The organism is Dyella sp. (assembly GCF_036384435.1).
GTDB lineage: Bacteria > Pseudomonadota > Gammaproteobacteria > Xanthomonadales > Rhodanobacteraceae > GSA-30.
In genome coordinates this window covers 16,136-35,665 of sequence record NZ_DASVMI010000018.1, presented here as the reverse complement: position 1 = coordinate 35,665, position 19,530 = coordinate 16,136, and the positions used below count along the sequence as shown (strand labels likewise).

At 62.9% G+C, this 19,530-nt stretch carries 11 protein-coding genes; 5 read left to right on the top strand and 6 right to left on the bottom strand.

The features are described 5' to 3' along the window. The first annotated feature begins 287 nt into the window (after window positions 1-287). Window positions 288-5,195, top strand: a complete 4,908-nt coding sequence (locus VF436_RS01435; RefSeq protein WP_330902190.1) for a putative Ig domain-containing protein — start codon at window positions 288-290, stop codon at window positions 5,193-5,195. A gap of 313 nt (window positions 5,196-5,508) precedes the next feature. Here VF436_RS01435 and VF436_RS01430 read toward each other — a convergent pair whose 3' ends face one another. Together VF436_RS01430 and VF436_RS01425 are read right to left on the bottom strand one after the other, a co-directional pair. Further along, window positions 5,509-6,339, bottom strand: coding sequence for a ribonuclease H-like domain-containing protein (locus VF436_RS01430; RefSeq protein WP_330902189.1), 831 nt, complete (start codon window positions 6,337-6,339; stop codon window positions 5,509-5,511). Then, window positions 6,336-8,747 carry a DEAD/DEAH box helicase gene (locus VF436_RS01425; RefSeq protein WP_330902188.1) on the bottom strand — a complete coding sequence of 804 codons (2,412 nt, stop codon included), beginning with the start codon at window positions 8,745-8,747 and terminating at the stop codon, window positions 6,336-6,338. The genes VF436_RS01430 and VF436_RS01425 overlap by 4 nt, the downstream gene beginning before the upstream one ends. A 246-nt stretch (window positions 8,748-8,993) precedes the next feature. Here VF436_RS01425 and VF436_RS01420 point away from each other — a divergent pair, with 246 nt between their 5' ends. The 3 genes from VF436_RS01420 to VF436_RS01410 all read left to right on the top strand — a co-directional run bounded on the left by VF436_RS01420 (window position 8,994) and on the right by VF436_RS01410 (window position 11,920). Then, complete coding sequence (locus VF436_RS01420) at window positions 8,994-10,577, top strand: inorganic phosphate transporter (protein ID WP_330902187.1); 1,584 nt, start codon at window positions 8,994-8,996, stop codon at window positions 10,575-10,577. 3 nt (window positions 10,578-10,580) lie between these two features. Then, on the top strand, window positions 10,581-11,258 hold the full coding sequence (locus tag VF436_RS01415; protein WP_330902186.1) for a DNA-3-methyladenine glycosylase I: 678 nt from the start codon (window positions 10,581-10,583) through the stop codon (window positions 11,256-11,258). A gap of 152 nt (window positions 11,259-11,410) precedes the next feature. Continuing rightward, window positions 11,411-11,920, top strand: a complete 510-nt coding sequence (locus VF436_RS01410) for a ferritin-like domain-containing protein (protein ID WP_330902185.1) — start codon at window positions 11,411-11,413, stop codon at window positions 11,918-11,920. Window positions 11,921-12,075: 155 nt separating this feature from the next. On the opposite strand, the gene VF436_RS01405 is transcribed toward VF436_RS01410, so the two are convergent. Both VF436_RS01405 and VF436_RS01400 read right to left on the bottom strand, forming a co-directional pair. After that, window positions 12,076-13,710: an ABC1 kinase family protein gene (locus VF436_RS01405; protein ID WP_330902184.1), complete on the bottom strand. Its 1,635-nt coding sequence runs from the start codon at window positions 13,708-13,710 to the stop codon at window positions 12,076-12,078. A gap of 52 nt (window positions 13,711-13,762) precedes the next feature. Further along, window positions 13,763-14,182 carry a hypothetical protein gene (locus tag VF436_RS01400; protein ID WP_330902183.1) on the bottom strand — a complete coding sequence of 140 codons (420 nt, stop codon included), beginning with the start codon at window positions 14,180-14,182 and terminating at the stop codon, window positions 13,763-13,765. Window positions 14,183-14,418: 236 nt separating this feature from the next. Here VF436_RS01400 and VF436_RS01395 point away from each other — a divergent pair, with 236 nt between their 5' ends. After that, window positions 14,419-16,740 (top strand): isoamylase, encoded by a 2,322-nt coding sequence (locus tag VF436_RS01395; RefSeq protein ID WP_330902182.1) that lies wholly within the window; start codon window positions 14,419-14,421, stop codon window positions 16,738-16,740. Between the two features lie 345 nt (window positions 16,741-17,085). Here the strand turns inward: VF436_RS01395 and rtcA are convergent, their stop codons facing one another. Next, window positions 17,086-18,093 (bottom strand): RNA 3'-terminal phosphate cyclase, encoded by a 1,008-nt coding sequence (rtcA, locus tag VF436_RS01390; protein ID WP_330902181.1) that lies wholly within the window; start codon window positions 18,091-18,093, stop codon window positions 17,086-17,088. 56 nt (window positions 18,094-18,149) lie between these two features. Next, window positions 18,150-19,370 carry an RtcB family protein gene (locus VF436_RS01385; protein WP_330902180.1) on the bottom strand — a complete coding sequence of 407 codons (1,221 nt, stop codon included), beginning with the start codon at window positions 19,368-19,370 and terminating at the stop codon, window positions 18,150-18,152. Window positions 19,371-19,530 lie beyond the last annotated feature (160 nt).

The following is a 19,530-nucleotide window of genomic DNA, read 5'->3' as shown; positions in this document are numbered from 1 at the left end:
AAGCTTCTTTCTGCATTGGACACGCAGTTTTGAAAAAAATACTTTGCGGTATCAGCAAATTGCTGATTGAATAATCGCGGGGGATGGGTTCGCATAATGCGGATAGCACTTTAGCGGGCTCATCAGGCACGGGCTTCTTCGCCGCGTGTTGTGATTGGGGCAAGCCAGATACAGCTGAATGTGCGGCGTTCGCATCTGCGGACGGCCATGGCATGGATCTGGCTTAACAGGGGCACATGATGACGACACTTTTATTGAATCACCGGCGATCGGTGTTGCGAAGCAGCATGAACGCCTGGTTGCGCCTGATGGCGCTGTGCCTGCTCTTCTTCGGTTTTGCTGGGAGCGCCTGGGCTGCCTGCTCCTCTCCGCAGACCGCGACCATCGCGGCGGGGGGATCGGCAACCTTCTCGTGTTCGACGTTCGGCTTCGAAACTCCGCCCAATACTCCACCCAACAACGGCACGCTGGATTTCTCGCAAGATCCGTCTGTGATCTATCACAACACCGGCGGCTCGTCGGATACGTTTGTCCTCAGGGATTCCGATTCCGGCAATCTCATCACATTCAATATCACGATCACCGGCGGCAGCGCGCCGACGGCCGGCGCCTCGTCGACCACCGTGGCTTACGGCAGCACCAACAGCTCCGTAAACCTCAATATCACTGGCGGCACGCCGACATCGGTCGCCGTGGCGACCCAGGCGAGCCACGGCACCGCCACGGCATCGGGTACCACGATCACATATACGCCCGCGACCGGTTACGCTGGACCGGACTCGTTCACCTATACCGCGACCAATGGTTCGGGTACGTCGTCGCCGGCCACGGCAACCATCACGGTTTCGCCACCGACCATTACCTACGCCCCGGCCGCATCGCCGAATCCTACGGCAGGTGCGTCCTATAACCATTCCATCGCCGGCGCCAGTGGCGGCGCCGCGCCGTATACCTATGCGGTCACCACCGGTACGCTGCCGGCCGGCTTGAGCCTGGCATCCAACGGCACCATCAGCGGTACCCCGACGGCGGTCGGCACAGTGACGGTCAAGGTGACCGCCACGGATAGTTCCACCGGCACCGGACCGTTCAGTTCAGCACCCGCCAATGTGACTTTGACGGTCAATCAGCCTGTCATTGTGATCTCGCCAACCACGCTGCCGGCGGGCACCGTCAATAGTTCTTACAGTGTGTCGCTTTCGGCTTCCGGCGGTACGTCGCCGTACTCGTATACGCTTTCGAGCGGTTCATTGCCGGCAGGCATGACGTTGGCGAGCAACGGCCTGCTCAGCGGTACACCGACCCAGGCGGGCAATTTCAATATCACGGTGCTGGCTAGCGATGCCACCACCGGGCCGGCCGCGCCTTACTCGGGTTCGCGTTCCTATACGCTGCAAGTGGCTGCTCCCACCATCAATATCGCGCCGAGCTCTGTGCCCAACGGCACGGTGGATTTGTCGTACAGCCAGACATTCACCGCATCCGGTGGCACGGCGCCGTACACCTTCAGCATCAGCGGTGCGCTGCCGGCGGGCCTGAACTTCAACCAGGCGACGGGCGTGCTGTCCGGCACGCCGACCGGATCGGGTGATTTCCCGTTCACCGTGACCGCGACCGACGCGCAGTCGTTTTCCAATGCCGCGCCCTACACCTTGCACGTGGCGGCAGTTGTGCCGCATCCGCCGACGATCGGCACGGCTACGGCGGGCGCGCCAGGCTCCGGCGACGCGCAAGTGAGCTTCACAGCACCATCCGATAACGGTGGATCGCCGATTACCGGCTACACGGTTACGTCCAGCCCGGGCGGCATCACGGCTAGTGGCCCGGGTAGCCCCATCACCATCACGGGCCTGACGTCGGGTACCGGCTACACTTTCACGGTGACGGCAACGAACGATGTCGGTACTAGTGCGGCATCGGCGCAGTCGAACTCCGTCACGGTGCAGGGTTCGCAGACGATCACCTTCAACAATCCCGGTTCGCAGCTCTACGGCACCACGCCCACGTTGACCGCCTCGGCGTCTTCGGGCTTGCCGGTGAGTTTCAGCTCGGAAACCACCAGCGTCTGTACGATCACCAGCGGTGGCACGTTGACGTTCCTCGCGGCGGGCACCTGTAGCATCGATGCCAACCAGCCGGGTAACGCCACCTACGCGGCCGCACCGCAAGTGCAGCAGAACTTCCAGGTCGCCGGTGTAGGTCCGGGGGCGCCGACCATCGGTACCGCAACAGGCGGTGACGGTCAGGCGACCGTGCAGTTCACGCCGCCTTCGAACAACGGTGGCTCGGCGATTACCCAGTACACGGTGACCTCGAACCCGGGTGGCCTGACCGCCAGCGGGACGCAGAGCCCGATCACCGTGGTTGGCTTGACCGACGGCACGGCATACACGTTCACCGTGACCGCGACCAATGGTTCGGGTACCGGCCCGGCGTCGTCGGCGTCCAACAGCGTGACACCGCAGGGCAACCAGACCATCACGTTCAACAACCCGGGCTCGCAGAACTTCGGCACGTCGCCGACGCTGACTGCCACCAGTTCGTCGGGATTGCCGGTGAGCTTCACGTCGGTCACCACAGCGGTCTGCACGATCACTGCCGGCGGCACACTGACCACCGTGACGCCGGGTACCTGCACCATTCATGCGGATCAGGCCGGTAACGGCGCGTTCCATCCGGCGGCCACTGTGTCGCAATCGTTCACCATCGTGGTGCCCGGTGGCGCGGTGTCGTTCGCCACGCCCAGTCCGCTACCCACTGCCACAGGCGGCTCGGCGTATTCGCTGACCATCAGCGCGGTCGGCGGCGCCATGCCGTACACGTTCCAGCTGATCAGCGGCGTGCTGCCGACGGGCATCGTGTTGAATGCCTCCGGCACGATTTCCGGTACGCCGATCAATTCGGGCACGTACAACTTCACCTTGCGCGTTACCGATGCGGCCACGCAGACGGATACCAAGAACTACCAGTTAGTGGTCAACGCGCCGACCATCGCGCTGGCGCCCACCACGTTGCCGCAGGGCAAGGTGGGCAATGCGTACACGACGACCACGCTGTCGGCGAGCGGCGGATCCGCGCCGTACACCTTCGCGGTGACGAGCGGTTCGCTGCCGACCGGCCTGGTGTTGAGTCCGGCAGGTGTGTTGTCCGGCTCACCCACTGCGCCCGGTTCGTTCAATTTCACCGTGACGGCGACCGATCACCTGGGCTTCCAGGGCAGCCAGGCCTATACCGTGGCGGTCAACCAGGCCACGCCGATCGTGGTCAATGGCAGCACCTCGGTGCCCGCCAACGGCTCGGTGACTATTCCGGTGGCCAGCGAAGGCGGTCCGGTGACCAGCATCACGGTCACGCAGCAGCCAGCCCACGGCACGGCCACGGTGAATGGACTGAACATCGTCTACGCGCCGGCGAGCAATTACTTCGGTAGCGATTCGTTGCAGTACACCGCAACGGGCCCGGGCGGTACGTCCTCGCCGGCAACGGAGACCATCACGGTGATCCCGGGTGCGGTGCCGACCGCCGCCGCGCAATCGGCTACGTTGCTGGCTGGCAAGTCGGTGACCATCCACGCAGCCGCCAATGCCACCAATGGCCCGTTCGTGAGCGCAGCCGTGGTGACTCCGCCGGCATCCGGCACGACGCAGGTGCAGGGAACCGACATCGTCTATACCGCCACGGCCGATGCCTCGGGTACGGTCGGCTTCGACTACACCGTGAGCAATCCCTTCGGTGCCTCGCAGCCAGCGCATGTCACCTTGACGGTGAATCCGCTGCCGGTCGCACCATCGCTGACTTCCACCGTGATAGCGGGCAACGCGGTGCAGGTAAACCTGACCGCGACCGCGCATGGCGGACCATTCACATCGGCCAAGCTGGTGTCCATCTCGCCAAGCAATGCCGGTTCGGCCAGCATCAAGTCCACCACGGACGGCTACGTGTTGACCTTCGTTGCCGCACCGGCCTTCAGTGGCTCGGCCCAGCTGACCTACACCATCAGCAACGCCTATGCCGAATCGGCACCGGGCACGGTGAATGTCAGCGTGGCGCCGCGCAGCGATCCGTCCAAGGACGCCGAAGTGCTGGGTGTGCTCAGCGCGCAGGCTGACGCGGCCCGTCGCATGGCCACCGGCCAGATCGACAACTTCCAGCGTCGCCTGGAAACCCTGCACAGCGGTGGTGGTGCCAGCGGCTTCAGCAACGGCATCACCATGACCTCGGCCAGCAGCCAGCGTCACCCGGATGCCCTGGCTGACCTCAATCGCGCCGACCAGGCGGGGAACAGCCGCTTCCTGGTGCAACCGGATGCCGGCAACGGTCCGGCCCAATCCAAGGCCATGGGCGGCAGCCTGCCGGGCGACATCTCGGTGTGGACCGGCGGTGCGGTGAACTTCGGCAAGATGCAGGCCGGTACCAGCGACAACGGTATCGACTTCACCACCTCCGGTGTCAGCATGGGCGTGGACAAGGCCTTCAGCAGCAGCTTCGCGGCTGGCTTCGGCGTGGGTTACGGCCACGACATCTCCGATGTCGGCCAGCACAATAGCCGCAGTTCGCTCGACAGCTACAACGTGGCGCTGTATGCCAGTTACCATCCTGCCGATTCGATCTATGTCGATGGCGTGCTGGGTTATCAGTGGTTGAGCTACGACGCGCGTCGCTATGTCACCGACGACGGCAACACGGTGCATGGCAGCCGCGACGGCAAGCAGTATTTCGGCTCGATCTCGGCAGGTTACGTGCATCAGGCCGACAACATGACGCTGACGCCGTATGGCCGCCTCGATATCGCCCGCGCGCATCTGGACGGCTACACCGAAAGCGGCGATGCACTCTACTCGCTGGCTTATCAGCGCCAGACGGTCAAGACCAGCACCGGCACGTTGGGATTGCTTGCACAGTGGACCGCCAAGCGTGATTACGGCATCTGGTCGCCGCAGCTGCGCGTGGAGTTTGGCCATGACATGCAAGGTTCCAGTACGGCGGCGATGCGTTATGCCGATACGCTGGACGGTCCGCTGTACCAGGCCACGCTGATGAACCAGTCGCGCAATCACACCATGCTCGGTGCAGGCGTGGCGTTGCAGATGACACGCGGCTGGCTGTTACGCGCGGAATACCAGAACTATCTCGACAACACGAGCAAGGACAACCAGTCGATCCTGCTGGGCGTGGAGAAGAAGTTCGACCCGTAAGAACAGGATGGTGGGTAGCGATATCTGTCGCCAGGACGGCCCGTGACCTAGTCACGGGCCGTTTTTTTGTGCCAGCTCGCGGGCCTCTTTCGCGCCTCGGCGTTGCGGAGCTCCATCGGCGACCGAATCGCCGATGGCCTTGCGACCTAAGGAGCGACTTCAGTCGCGAAGCAATCTGCGATCCGGTCGCAGATTGGGGCTCTGAAAACCTCCAAGCCGCGACCTAAGTCGCGTCTTGCATCGCGAATGAATTCGCTCCGGCAAGCCGTTTGATCCCAATATCGCTCTTGCTTGGCGCGGCGCGAGACGGTATCTACAGGGAAGCGAGTTGCGGAGGTGGCATCGCGGCCATATAGCGCAATACGCCAGCGAGGCTCTTCAAGTCTTGCGCATTGTGCTCGGCTACCCGGCGCAGATCCGTCGCGGCTCCGCCGCGCAAGTACGACAGCCATGCTGCCGGGGCCTGCGATCCGGGTAGATCATCCTCTCGCACGACGCCCAGCAATTGCCGTTCGGCAGTGGCCAGCTTGCAGTTTTCCCACGCACCTTTCCAATGCCTGCGCACCGGATGCACGAGGTCCACATGCAGCAGGCCGGCGAGCGGATTGGCCATGCGCGCCAGCCGGTAGCGCGTGGCAAGCAAGGGAGCGTCATAGCATTTGCCGTTGTAGCTGACGAGCACACTGTGTGTGTCGATCCATCCGGCAAAGTGGCGCAGCATGGCGCTCTCCGCGCCGAGACTGGTGATGGTCAACTGGCGCAGGCGCAAGCGTGTATCGATCCAGTCGGCCGCACCGATCATGAAGGCGCGCGTGCCGGTGCCGCCGGCCAGGCCGGTGGTTTCGGTGTCGAAATGCAACAGGCGGGATCGCTCGATCGGCACGTCGATACGTGCAAAACGTACATCGATGAGATCTGCCGGCGCCGGCCATTCGAAAAATGTCTCGACCAGGCGCAGCCCTGGTGCGATTTCCTCGCCGTGTACGTGACGATCCTCCGCGGCTGCGAGGCGTGACGGGCCTGCGTGCCGTTGACGGGTAGCCAACAACCGGCGCAACTCGGGCGGAAGCGCTTTTTGGGGCGGCGGCGCCATGAGCCCGGCCTGGTTGCGCAGGCCGCGCAACTTGCCCAGCAGGTCGCTCATAGCGCGCCCATCAGCGAAAGCACGCGCAGCGCCAATGCCTTCGGCGAACGATCGGAGACTTCGTCACTGGCCAGCACCGGCCCCACACAGGCAGGGCAGCCATTGTGGCAGTCACAGCGCTCGATGAGGCTGCGTGCCTGGGCGATCAGGTCCTCGCGCCGTTCGAACAAAGGTGCACTCAAGCCCACGCCACCAGGAAAGGCATCGTAGAGGTACACCGTCGGTGTAAATGGCGCGTCCGGTGCGAGCGCGGTCGGCTGCCCATCGTGGCCGCGAATCTGTCCACGCCCCTGCGTATCGGCACTGACAAACCATGCGCCATCACCGCTGCCTACGGCTTTTTGCAGATCCCGCGCCTCGGCCATCACGGCTACGGTGGCAACGATGTGCAATGCATAAGCCGCGCCGAGGAAGCCATCGAGCGCATCCTGTCGACCATCGAATGCCTGTTCGAGCACGTGCTGGGCAAGTTGCCACCATACCGCCGTGGTATGCAGCTCCTGGTCGGGCAGGTTGACCGGGCCGTAGCCGATATTTTCATGCGTGTAATAACGGATCTTCTTGTAGCCGGCCACGCGCCGCACGACATGCACTTCGCCATGATTGGCTTGGCCGCGACCGGCTGGTGCGCTGTCGAAGCAATCCAGTACCTTGAGCTTGGTGTAGTCGATCGCGTCGGTGTAATAGTCCACGTGCGTGCGCGTGACATAGGCCTTGCGGCCGTCCCAGTCGAGCTTTTCCACCTGGAAAGGCACCGACTGGATCATATGGATCGCCCCTTCATACAGCGTGACCGCTGCCGCGCTGAAATCCACTTCGGCCAGGATGGTCTGGCGTCCGCCGGTGCGATCGACCACGACGAAGTTGCCATCGGCGACCGAGCGCAGCGATACCGCATTGGCCGGATAACTGTCGGCGATCCATTCCCAGCGCTCGCCCTCGCGGTGCAACACGCCATCTTCCATCAGCACCTCCAGCCACGGGCCGGCAGGCTCGTTGCCGAAGATCTCGTTGCCCAGAAAAGGCAGTTCGAACGCGGCACAACGAATGTGGTCGAGCAGGATCAAGGGTTGATCGGGATGGATGCGCGCGTGCTCCGGCGGTGCCGCCTGGAAAAATTCCGGGTGGCGCACGAGGTACTGATCCAGCGGATCGCTGCTGGCTACCAATACGCCCAGCGCCGATTGCTGGCGGCGTCCGGCGCGGCCGAAGCGTTGCCAGGTACCTGCCACCGAGCCTGGGTACCCGTTGAGCACGACCACGTCGAGGCTGCCGATGTCCACGCCCAGTTCCAGCGCGGAGGTGCTGACGATGCCATCGATGCTGCCCGCGCGCATCTCGCGCTCGGCGGCACGGCGTTCCTTGGGCAGGTAGCCGCCACGGTATGCGCGGATGCGTGGCGGCTTGCGCGGGTCATGGTCGAAAACATCTTTCAGGTACTTGGTCAGTACCTCGACCATGGTGCGGCTTTGCGCGAACACCAGCGTCTTCAGGCCCGACTTGATCGCCAGTCGCGCAATGCGGTTGGTCTGCGAACGGGCCGAGGCACGCAGGCCCAGGTCCGGATTGATCACCGGCGGATTCCACAGCAGCACTTGCTTGTCGCCGGAAGGCGCGCCGCTTTCGGTGATGGCCACCACCTCGTCCTCGATCAACGCCTGCGCATGCTCCTTCGGGTTGCCGATGGTCGCCGAACAGAGGATGAACTGCGGCGTCACGCCATAGAACGCGCAGACCCGCTTGAGCCGGCGCAGCACGTTGGCCACATGAGAGCCGAATACGCCGCGATAGGTGTGCACCTCGTCGATCACCACATAGCGCAGGTTCTCGAAGAACTGCGCCCATTTGGTGTGATGCGGCAGGATCGCCTGGTGCAGCATGTCCGGATTGCTCACCACCACGTCGCCATGCAGGCGAATGGCCTGGCGCGCATCGCCCGGTGTATCCCCGTCGAAGGTGAAGGCGCGTACGCCCAGGTCGCCTGCCTGGTTGATCTCCAGCAACTCGGCGACCTGGTCTTGTGCCAGCGCCTTGGTGGGAAACAGATAAAGCGCCTTGGCCTTGTCGCGAATCGCTGCCGTGAGCACCGGCAACGTATAGCACAACGATTTGCCCGAGGCGGTGGGCGTCACCACGGCAACGTGGCGGCCCTGCTGAGCAGCCGTCCAGGCCTCGGCCTGGTGGCTATAAAGTTGACCGATCCCGCGCTGGTGCAACGCATGAGCCAGGGACGCCGGCATGTCTTCGGGCAGCGCGGCGTAGGATCCTTCGCGCCCTGGCACCACGAACGCTCCGGTGATACGCGAGCCAAAGCGCTTGGCAAGCCGCTGTGCCAGGAGGCGCCCATCCCCCGGCTCACGCAGCACCAGTTCATCGGAGGCATCATGACGATGCGACAAGGCGTTCATGGGCTGGCTCGCGAAAAGGGTGATGGGGCAGTAAAGCCACGTCGCGTCTCACCAGGTGAGACGCGCACGCCGCCGTTGGCGGCTGTGAAGGGTGAACAGGCAAAAGCAGGCAGATCGCACCGGGTGGTGGCCTTGGCCTTTCTTCTCACGCCTTCGCTTCTGTCCACTGACCACCGCGCTCGCTGTCACTCCCCTGTCTTGTGCTCCCCGTAGTTTCCACAGGGCTGACAAACGAGGGCACGTTCCATGCAGACCGAAGCCGCCATGACCGCCGTCAACGCTCCAAGTCGCACGTCGGGTCGTATTTTCGGCGCGGTATTCGGTCTCGTCCTGCTGATAGGGGGTGTCTACGCAGGCTCCCATCTGCTCGATGACCTCGCCATCGTGCATGACCACTCGGCCGGGCCGTTCATCCTGCTGGGCATCGCGCTGCTGATTGCCCTGGGCTTCGAATTCGTCAACGGCTTCCATGACACCGCCAATGCGGTGGCGACGGTGATCTACACGCATTCCATGCCGGCCAATCTCGCGGTGATCTGGTCAGGCGTGTTCAATTTCCTCGGCGTGCTGACGTCCACGGGCGCGGTCGCCTTTACGGTCGTATCGCTGCTGCCGGTGGAACTGATCCTGCAAGTAGGCAGCAATGCCGGTTTTGCCATGGTGTTCGCGCTGCTGCTCGCGGCGATTCTGTGGAACCTGGGTACCTGGTATTTCGGCCTGCCCAATTCGTCCTCGCATACGCTGATCGGATCGATCATCGGCGTGGGCCTGGCCAACCAGCTCACATCAAGCGGCACGGGCGCCAGCGGCGTGGACTGGAGCGCGGCGATGGGGGTGTTCAAGGGACTGGTGTTCTCACCGATCGCTGGCTTCCTGCTGGCTGGCCTTCTGATGTACCTGCTCAAGCTGCTGGTTAAGATTCCCGCGCTGTACAAGGCGCCGCAGGGCAACCAGCCGCCGCCATGGCCGATTCGCCTGTTGCTGATTCTCACCTGCACGGGCGTGAGCTACAGCCATGGTTCCAATGACGGCCAGAAGGGCATGGGCCTGATCATGCTGATCCTGATCGGCACCGTACCGACGGCTTACGCGCTCAATGGTGCCGTTAGCAGCGGTGAAGTAAAGACCTTTCACCAGGTGTCGGTGGAAACCAGCCGTGCGCTGGGCCAGATTGGCGGTTCGGTGGCAATGGGAGGCGACCCGCGTGCGGTGGTGCAGGCCGCCGTGCAACACAAGGCATTGCAGCCGACGACTATCCCGGCGCTAGCCACGTTGATCGCGCAGATCGACCTGCAAGTGGGCGACCGCCCCTCGCTCAAGGACGTGCCGCAGGAACAGATGGGCAATGTGCGCAACGACATCTACCTGGCCAATACCGCATTGCCGATGGTATTGAGCAAGCCTGGCCTGAGCGATGAGCAGACCAAGGCGCTCACCACCTGGCGTGGCCTGGCTACCAAGGCCACGCAGTTCATTCCGCCGTGGGTCAAGGTCGCCGTGGCATTGGCCTTGGGCCTGGGCACCATGGTCGGCTGGAAGCGCATCGTGGTGACCGTGGGTGAGAAGATCGGCAAGGAGCATCTGACCTATGCGCAGGGCGCCTCGGCCGAACTGATCGCGATGAGTCTGATCCAGGCGGCCGACATGTATCACCTGCCGGTCAGTACCACCCATGTGCTGACGTCTGGCGTGGCTGGCACCATGGCGGCCAACGGGTCGGGGCTGCAGTGGTCAACCGTAAGAAACCTGCTGATGGCCTGGGTGCTGACGTTGCCCGCATCGATCCTGCTCGCTGGCATGCTGTTCATCGTGCTAAAACACCTGTTCTGATCCTTGCGGGCCGTATCTGGCTCGTATGCCGAACACGGTGATGCGCAGATGCACGAAGACGATGGCCTGATGATCGGGCCGGACAGCCACCCACGTTGCTACTGGGCGGCCACGATGATGGATTACCACGACGGCGAATGGGGCCGGCCACGGCGTGGTGACCGCGAACTGTTCGAGCGCATCTGCCTGGAAGGTTTCCAGTCGGGTTTGTCATGGCTGACCATCTTGCGCAAGCGCGATGCATTTCGTCGGGCCTTCCATCATTTCGATATCGGGCATGTTGCCCGCTTTACCGAAAGCGACATCGAGCGCCTGATGGCCGACGCCGACATCATCCGCAACCGCGCCAAGATTGTTTCGGCCATCAACAACGCCCGGCGGGCGCTCGAACTGATCAAGGAGACCGGATCGCTCAGCGACTGGCTATGGTCATTCGCACCCAAGGCAGACCAACGCTCCGAAAGCGTGGACCTTGCGCGCTATCGCGAACACACCACCAGCGCCGAATCCATCGCGCTATCGAAGGCCTTGAAGAAACGCGGCTGGAGCTATGTCGGCCCCACCACGATGTACGCGATGATGCAGGCGGTCGGCATGGTCAATGACCATCTCGATGGCTGTTTTGTCAAGGGTGAGGTCGGCGCCGCTGGCGCCCGTGAAGTCGCGCCTTCGGCGCTGTAAAAAGTAAAGGGATAAAGCAGTCTTGCAGGCGCACCGAATAGCGCTTTCCGTCTTTCCTCTTTCGTCCTGACTGCGAGTGCCGCGAGCAGTTTCACCATGAAATCACAGCCCCGACGCATACTGGGCACCGGTCTGTCCGACGGAGACATCCCATGACCACGGCACGCGACGTCCTGCTTGACTGGCTACGCAATGCGCACGCGATGGAGGTGCACAGCGAGGAGATGCTCAAGTCGCAGATGCGACGAATCGAGCATTATCCACAGCTGCGCGAACGCATCGAACGCCATCTTACAGAGACGAGAGAACAGCAGGCCATGCTGGCGCAATGTCTCAAGCAACTCGGCGCGGAGCCTTCGGCGATCAAGGAACTGGGGGCTCGTTTCGCGGCCTTGGGCCAGGGCTTGTTCCAGGTGACCGCCGCCGATGAAATCATCAAGAGCGCGATTTCCGCCAGTGCGTTCGAGCGCATGGAAATAACCGTCTACCGCACGCTTATCGCCGCAGCCAAGACATCGGGCGAAGACGATGTCGCACGCATCTGCCAGACCATCTTGCCGCAAGAGCAGGCCATGGCCGACTGGCTTGACCAGCACCTTCCCGAACTGGTCGAGCAGTACATGGCGCGTGTGGAACTGCCGAACGTAACTGCCAAACGCTGATACGTTGTTGCGACAAACCCTTGCCAACCGTCGTCCCGGCGAATTCAGCACCGCGTTGCGGTAGGCGTGACGAGGTCGCGGCCTGGAGGTTTTAAAAGTCCAATCTGCGACGGAATCGCAGATTGCATAGCGACTGAAGCCGTTCCTGCGTATGCTTAGTGCACTCCGGCGTCGCTATCATCGCGTGGCGCGCGGTCGCGACGCATTGAGTTGGCGACCAGCACGAGGCCGATCAGGCCGGCCAGCCCGAACATGATCGCCGCCACCCATCCATAACCGGCACGCGTCGAGCGACTCACCAGCGCGCCGGCGATCAACAGTGCAGCGGTGATGACGCCTGCGGAGATGCGGTTGGCGATCTTTTGCAGGTTTTCGATCAGGTGTGATTCTTCCAGGCCATCCAGGCGGACCTTGAATCGGTTGTCGGCCAGGGTGCGCAACAGCGTATTCATGTGTCCTGGCGCATCGAGCGCGAGTCGTTGGGCATCGAGCAGCAATGCGCCGCTCTGCGCGGCTGATAACGGATGCGAAAGCTGGTGCATCAAGATGCCGTTGAGGCGCGAGCGCACCAGTTCACGCACTGGCAGATGGGGTGCCAGACGTGCGACGGCCGGTTCCAGGTTGAGCAAGGCCCGACCGAGCAGGCTCAGCTCGGCTGGTGGACGCAGCCCGTTGTCGGCGCCGATGACAGTGAGCGCCAGCAAAAGGCGCCCTTCCTCCAGTGTGCTGCGTTCACCGGCAGTGGCGTAGCGCATCACCGCGTTGGACACCGCGCGACGGTACGCCAGGCGATCGAGCTCGGGCAGCGCCGAGCACAGGTGTTCGCAGATATCGGACACACTCTCGGCGTCGCCATCGGCGGCAGCCATCATCAAGCGCAGCAGATCGCGCCGCATACTGGGCGACAGGCCGGTCACCATGCCGAAGTCCAACAATGCCAGGCGGCCATCGTCCATCAGCACCAGGTTGCCCGGATGCGGGTCGGCGTGCACCAGTCCATGCACGAATACCTGGTCGATATACGCGCACAGTAACTGGCTGGCCTGTTGCACGTGCTGGGAAGGCGATCCGGGCAGTGGCCCGTCTTGTGGCAGTTTCTCGCCGCGCACACGTGCCATGGTCAATACGCGCGCTGTAGTGAATTCCATATACGGCACTGGAATGTCCAGCGCGTCGTAATGCCCCAGGTTGGAGGCGAATGTGCGCAGGTGGTCGGCTTCGGCGACGAAATCCAGTTCGTTCAAGAGGCTACGGCGAAGCTCGGCGATCCAATGTACGAAACCGTAGCGGCGACCCACCTCGGTATGCCGTTGCGCGGCGATGGCCATGCGTTCGAGCGCGTTGAGGTCGTGGCGGATGCGGCGGGCGATACCCGGGCGCTGGACCTTGATGACCGCCTCGTCCCCGTCGGGCAGGGTGACGGCGTGAACCTGCGCCAGCGAACCGGCGGCCAGCGGTACCGGATCGAAGTGGCGAAACAACTGCTCGGGCGATTGGCCCAGTTCCACCGTCACCATGCGTCGCACGGCCTGCACGCTGATGGGCGTGACGTCATCCTGTATGCGTGCCAGCTCGGCCAGGTAATCGGGATTGACCAAGTCAGGCCGGCCAGAGAGAGCCTGGCCCATCTTGATGAATGCCGGACCCAGCGCCTCCAGGTCATCGACGAAGCGTTGCGGTGTCAACCGCGGCGAGGACTTCACCGGTCCAGGTACACCGCGTAGCACGCCTGCGCGGCGATAACGCAGGGCGAACATGGCAATGCGCGAATAACGTCTGAAGTCGCTCACGTGCCGTCCTCATCTCCCCGTACAGGCTAAAGGGCCGGTTGTGCAGTCGCCGTCACGGTGCTCGCAAGAAACCACGCATGCCGGCTCCCTGGCGGTCTGGAACGACAGGAGCGCGCAGCGATGGGCCATTGATGAGCTCACGTAACTTGTTACCCAGCGTGACGATAGGAACGGCTTGGTCAGCACTGCCGGGCCTTGGCCCAATTGGCCGGGGCTCATGGAAGCCTGCTCGGCGAAGCCGGCGATGAACAAGACCCGCAGGCCCGGGAGCCGCTGGCGTGCCACGCCGGCAACCTGCCGGTTCATCGGGTGCTTCCAGCGTTGCATAGCCGCTGTCTTGCGATATCTCCACCACCAGCGATCTTACGATGTCTTCGTCGTCGATCACCAGAATAGCCTCGCCCTCGCCCGGATCGATCGTAGTGCTGCCGATCTCTTCGGCCGCATCGACCCCGTGTAAGCCGCGCCCCATGGCGCGGCCACTGCGAAGCAGATCGCAATGAATACGTATGCATCGGCTGGTTGCTGCACCGCGATGCTTTCTACTATCCAGCGCACTGCACGGTCAGCTCTTCACGGCGATGCCGCTACGCACGGGGTGCGCGGCCACTGCCGGTTCCATCCATCACGGGCTTGCATGGCAGCTTCCGGTCGCGCGTGGGCGTGGCCGATCCGATCCTCAACGAAAGCAGGATGGAGAAAAATCCGATGAACCGTTCTTCCTTGCTGGCCGCGCTGGTGTTGTGCATGGGCCTTTGCGCTGCGCCGGCGCATGCAGCCATCAACAGCATGTCCCTAGGCGCCAGCTACAACGCGCAAAAGACCAGTATTACCTTCCGTGTGTATTCGGCGCATGCCACGCGCATCGCCGTATATCTGTATGGCAGCGGCTATGGCGCGCAGGATGCGGCCAATTATGCGTTGACCAATACGGGCAATGGCGTGTGGTCGGTGACCGTGCCGGTATCGTCGATCCAGTCGGCCGGTATCAGCGGCAGTGTCTACTACGGCTACCGTGCCTGGGGGCCGAACTGGCCCTATAGCGCCAGTTGGACCAAGGGCAGTTCCGTGGGCTTCGTCAGTGACGTCGATAGCGCCGGCAATCGCTTCAACCCCAACAAGCTGCTGCTCGATCCCTACGCATTGGAGATGAGCCAGGATCCGCTCAATCCGTCGAACCAGAATGGCAACGTATTCGCCTCAGGGGCGACCAATCGTGCGACCGATAGCGGCCTGTATGCGCCCAAGGGCATCGTATTGTCCGCCAGCGGGCAGTCCACGGGCACCAAGCCCACGCGCGCGCAGAAGGACGACGTGATCTACGAGGTCAACGTTCGCGGCTTCACCGCTCAGGACAGCAGTATCGCCGCGGCCTATCGCGGCACCTATAAGGGTGCCGGCATGAAGGCCAGTTACCTGGCGAGCCTGGGTGTCACGGCGGTGGAATTCCTGCCTGTGCAGGAGACACAGAACGACGCCAACGACGTAGTGCCCAATTCCGATGCCAACCAGAATTACTGGGGCTACATGACTGAAAACTATTTCGCGCCCGACCGCCGTTATGCGTCGAACAAGGCTGCGGGCGGTCCCACGGCGGAATTCCAGGCGATGGTGCAGGCATTCCACAATGCCGGTATCAAGGTATATATCGACGTGGTGTACAACCATACCGGCGAAGGCGGCACATGGACGAGCTCGGATCCGACCACCGCCACGATCTACTCGTGGCGGGGCCTGGATAACCCCACGTATTACGAACTGGCGTCAAACAACCAGTATTACTATGACAACACGGGCGTTGGTGGCAACTTCAACACCTACAACACCGTGGCGCAGAACCTCATCGTCGACTCGCTGGCCTACTGGGCCAACACGATGGGCGTGGATGGTTTTCGATTCGACCTGGCAGCGGTGCTCGGCAACACCTGCCTGAGCGACACGCCACAATCGGCCGCACCAAACTGCCCTAGCGGGGGTTATAACTTCAGCGCGACCGATCCGAACGTAGCGATCAATCGCATCCTGCACGAGTTCACTGCCAGACCTGCCGCGGGTGGCAGCGGCCTGGATCTGTTTGCCGAGCCATGGGCGATCGGTGGCAATTCGTATCAATTGGGCGGCTTTCCCAAAGGTTGGTCGGAATGGAATGGCAACTACCGCGATACGTTCCGCCAGGCGCAGAATGAACTCGGCAACATGGCCATTTCCATCGGGCAGGATGCCAACAACTTCACCGGTTCTGCTTATCTCTACCAGGCAGCCGGTCGCTCGCCCTGGAATTCGACCAATTTCATCGATGTGCATGACGGTTTGACGCTCAACGACGTCTATGCCTGCAATGGCGCCAGCAACAACCAGGCGTGGCCCTATGGGCCATCCGATGGCGGCACGTCAAGCAACTACAGCTGGGACCAGGGCATGTCGGCCGGGACCGGCACAGCGCTGGATCAACGTCGTGCCGCACGCACGGGGCTGGCGTTCGTCATGCTGTCCGCGGGCACGCCCTTGATGCAGGGCGGTGATGAATACCTGCGTTCGCTTCGCTGCAACAACAACGCATACAACCTCGACTCCAGTGGCAACTGGTTGAACTACAGCTGGACCACCGACCAGACCAACTTCAACACGTATGCCAAGCGGCTGATTGCCTTCCGCAAGGCTCACCCGGCCTTGCGCCCAGCGAGCTGGTACACGACCAGCCAGGTGGCGTGGTATCAGCCCAGCGGAGCGGCCGCCGACAGCAACTACTGGAACAGCGGCAACAACTATGCGATCGCGTACACGATCAATGGCTCGTCGTTCGGCGACAGCAATTCGATGTATGTGGCGTACAACGGCTGGTCGGGACAGGTGACCTTCACCTTGCCGGCACCTCCAACTGGCACGCAGTGGTACCGCGTCACCGATACCTGCAATTGGAACGATGGTGCGAACACCTTCGCGGCGCCCGGCAGTGAGACGTTGATCGGCAGCGCCGGCGCCACCTACGGTCAGTGCGGGCAGTCGTTGCTGTTGCTCATTGCGAAGTGATGGAGGGTGAAGTCGCTCGCTTCGCGAGCTGTAAAGTCGCGCCTGCGGCGCTGTAAAGGGTAAAGAGGGAGAGCAGGAGCCCATATCCATCGCCTCCCTCGGCGTGTCCGAGGGAGGCGGAAAACACGGCAATAAGGCCCACGCGGGCGCGACTTCGGTCGCGAAAAGCCATCGGCGACGTGATCGCGGAGTGAGGCTCCGAAAATCTCCAAGCGGCGACGACGACGCGTCTTGCATCGCGGCTGAAGTCGCGCCTGCGAGGGGGGGCTTTGTCGCAGTTTGCTTGCTCCCTCTTCACCCTTCACAGCTTGTGAAGCGAACGGCTTCATCCAGAAAGGCGCGACCTCACTCCACCACAACCCGCCAGACCCGATCGGCCTCGCGCTCCCAAAGAATCTCCACGGGCAGGAACTTCTCGATCAGACGCGCATTGCTTTGTAAATGGTCGCTTATCGTGTGCGTGGTGAACTGACCGCCGCCGGCCAGCGCCATGGGTAGCAGCAACTGGTCGGCCAGATGATCGCAGGCATAGGCCGGCGATGCCAGGTAAGCGCGTACGTCACGCGCCAGCTTGCGCGCCACGTGTTCGGCACTCACGCCGCGCTCGCCATACGCTGCGAACGTTGCGGCGTGCTTACGGTGGTGCACCTTCACCAGCAAGGCGTTGCCGGGTCCAACCGGAGGCTTGATGCTGCGCAGGTGCAGCGCATCCTCGGCCAGGCCCAATTCCTCGCCCAGCACGCCGAGCTCGCGTGCGCCGATCTGTGAAGCGAGGCCCGAAAGAATGGCCCACGCCTCCATCGTCACGAGTTCGCCGCGCTCCAGCAGCGAGGCCGGCTTGAACGTGGCAGGTTGCACGTGGGCATGCAGTATGCCGCCGCCGGCCGGATAGAAGCCGTGCTGTTGCAACGTCACGCTCGCCTCGATACCCATGGGGAGCAACGCCGGCAGATAACTGTCAGCGAGGAAGTCAGCGCTGGGCGCCATCGGATTGTGCGTGCCTCCCTCCAGGGAAAGGCGCGATGCCGTCTGCGCATGCCACAGGGCAGGCAATACGGTCTGCAACACCAGCGTGGTGGAGCCCGCGCTACCTGTGTTGAAGCGATAGTCGCCGGCGCGAACGGTACCCGGTTCGAAGCGCAGGCGCGTTGCCCCCAATGCAGCCGCTCCCGCCCTGGCGTGTCCCACCTCCGCCGCTGCACGCACCGCGGTCAGATGCTGGCGCATCAATCCGGGGCGCGAGCGTCTCGCACGAATGTTCTCCATGGTGAAGCCAATGCCTGTACACAGGCTCAGGCTCAGCGCGGTGCGCAGCAATTGGCCCCCGCCAGCTTGGCCGTCGATCTCGATCATGTCCATCATCGTTCCATCGTTTGCATGGGAGGGCGCCAGGCGCCCTCCCTCTTTCTTCAACCTTTGACGCAGACCACCTGGCGCAGCGTATGCACGATTTCCACCAGGTCACGCTGTGCCTCCATCACCGCCTCGATCGACTTGTACGCGGCGGGTGACTCGTCCACCACGTCGGCGTCCTTGCGGCACTCCACGTGAGCGGTCGCCTTGGCGTGGTCCTCCACGCTGATGCGCTTGCGCGCCTCGGTGCGACTCATCACGCGGCCGGCGCCATGACTGCAGCTATGGAAGCTTTCGGCGTTGCCCAGGCCGCGCACGATGAAGCTCTTGGCGCCCATGCTACCGGGGATGATGCCCATCTCGCCCTTGCGCGCGCTCACCGCACCCTTACGGGTCACCAGCACGTCCTTGCCAAAATGGTGCTCCCGGTTGACGTAGTTATGGTGACAGTTCACCGCCTCGGCCTGCGCATCGAACGGTTTGGTGATCACCTTGCGCACCGCATCCACCACATGTTGCATCATGATCTGGCGGTTCATGCGGGCATAGCGCTGCGCCCAGTCCACGGCAAAGACGTAGTCGGCGTAATAGTCGCTGCCCTCCGGCAGGTAGGCAAGGTCCTGGTCGGGCAGGTTGATCATCCAGCGACGCATGTCCTGCTTGGCCCTCTCGATGAAGTGCGAGCCAATCGCGTTGCCCACGCCGCGCGAACCGGAGTGCAACATGAACCACACGCGGTTTTCCTCGTCCAGGCACACCTCGACGAAGTGATTGCCTGTACCGAGCGTGCCCAGGTGATTAAGGTTGTTGGTACGCGACAGCTTTGGATGACGCGCCGTGATTTTCGAGAAATCGTCGTGCAGCGTCTTCCAGCCAGCCACCGTCGCTTCCGGCGGATTGGCCCACGCTCCCTTGTCGCGTGTGCCCACCGTACGTCCGTGCGGCACGGCCTTCTCGATCGCGGCGCGGATCTCACCCAGGTGGTCGGGCAGGTCGTCGCCGGTCAGCGTGGTACGTGCGGCCATCATGCCGCAGCCAATATCCACGCCCACCGCCGCCGGTACGATCGCGCCGACGGTGGGCACGACCGAGCCGACCGTGGCGCCCTTGCCCAGGTGTACGTCGGGCATGACCGCGATCCAGCGGTGCACGAAAGGCAGGCGAGCGATATTGATCAACTGCCTGCGCGCTTCGTCTTCCAGCGGTACGCCGCGGGTCCACAGCTTGATCGGTACTGCACCGGCTTCGTTGATGACGTCGTAGGAATTCATGTTCATCGTATGTGGCTCATGGAATCAACGGGGTGCGGCGCATGGGACAAATCAAGCGTGGAACGGCGTTCATCGTGACAGGATGTAGTTCCACGTGCATTCGCATGCATCCGCATAAAAACGGTCTTTGGCGATGCGCCGCGACAAGGGTGACGAAACGTTCCTG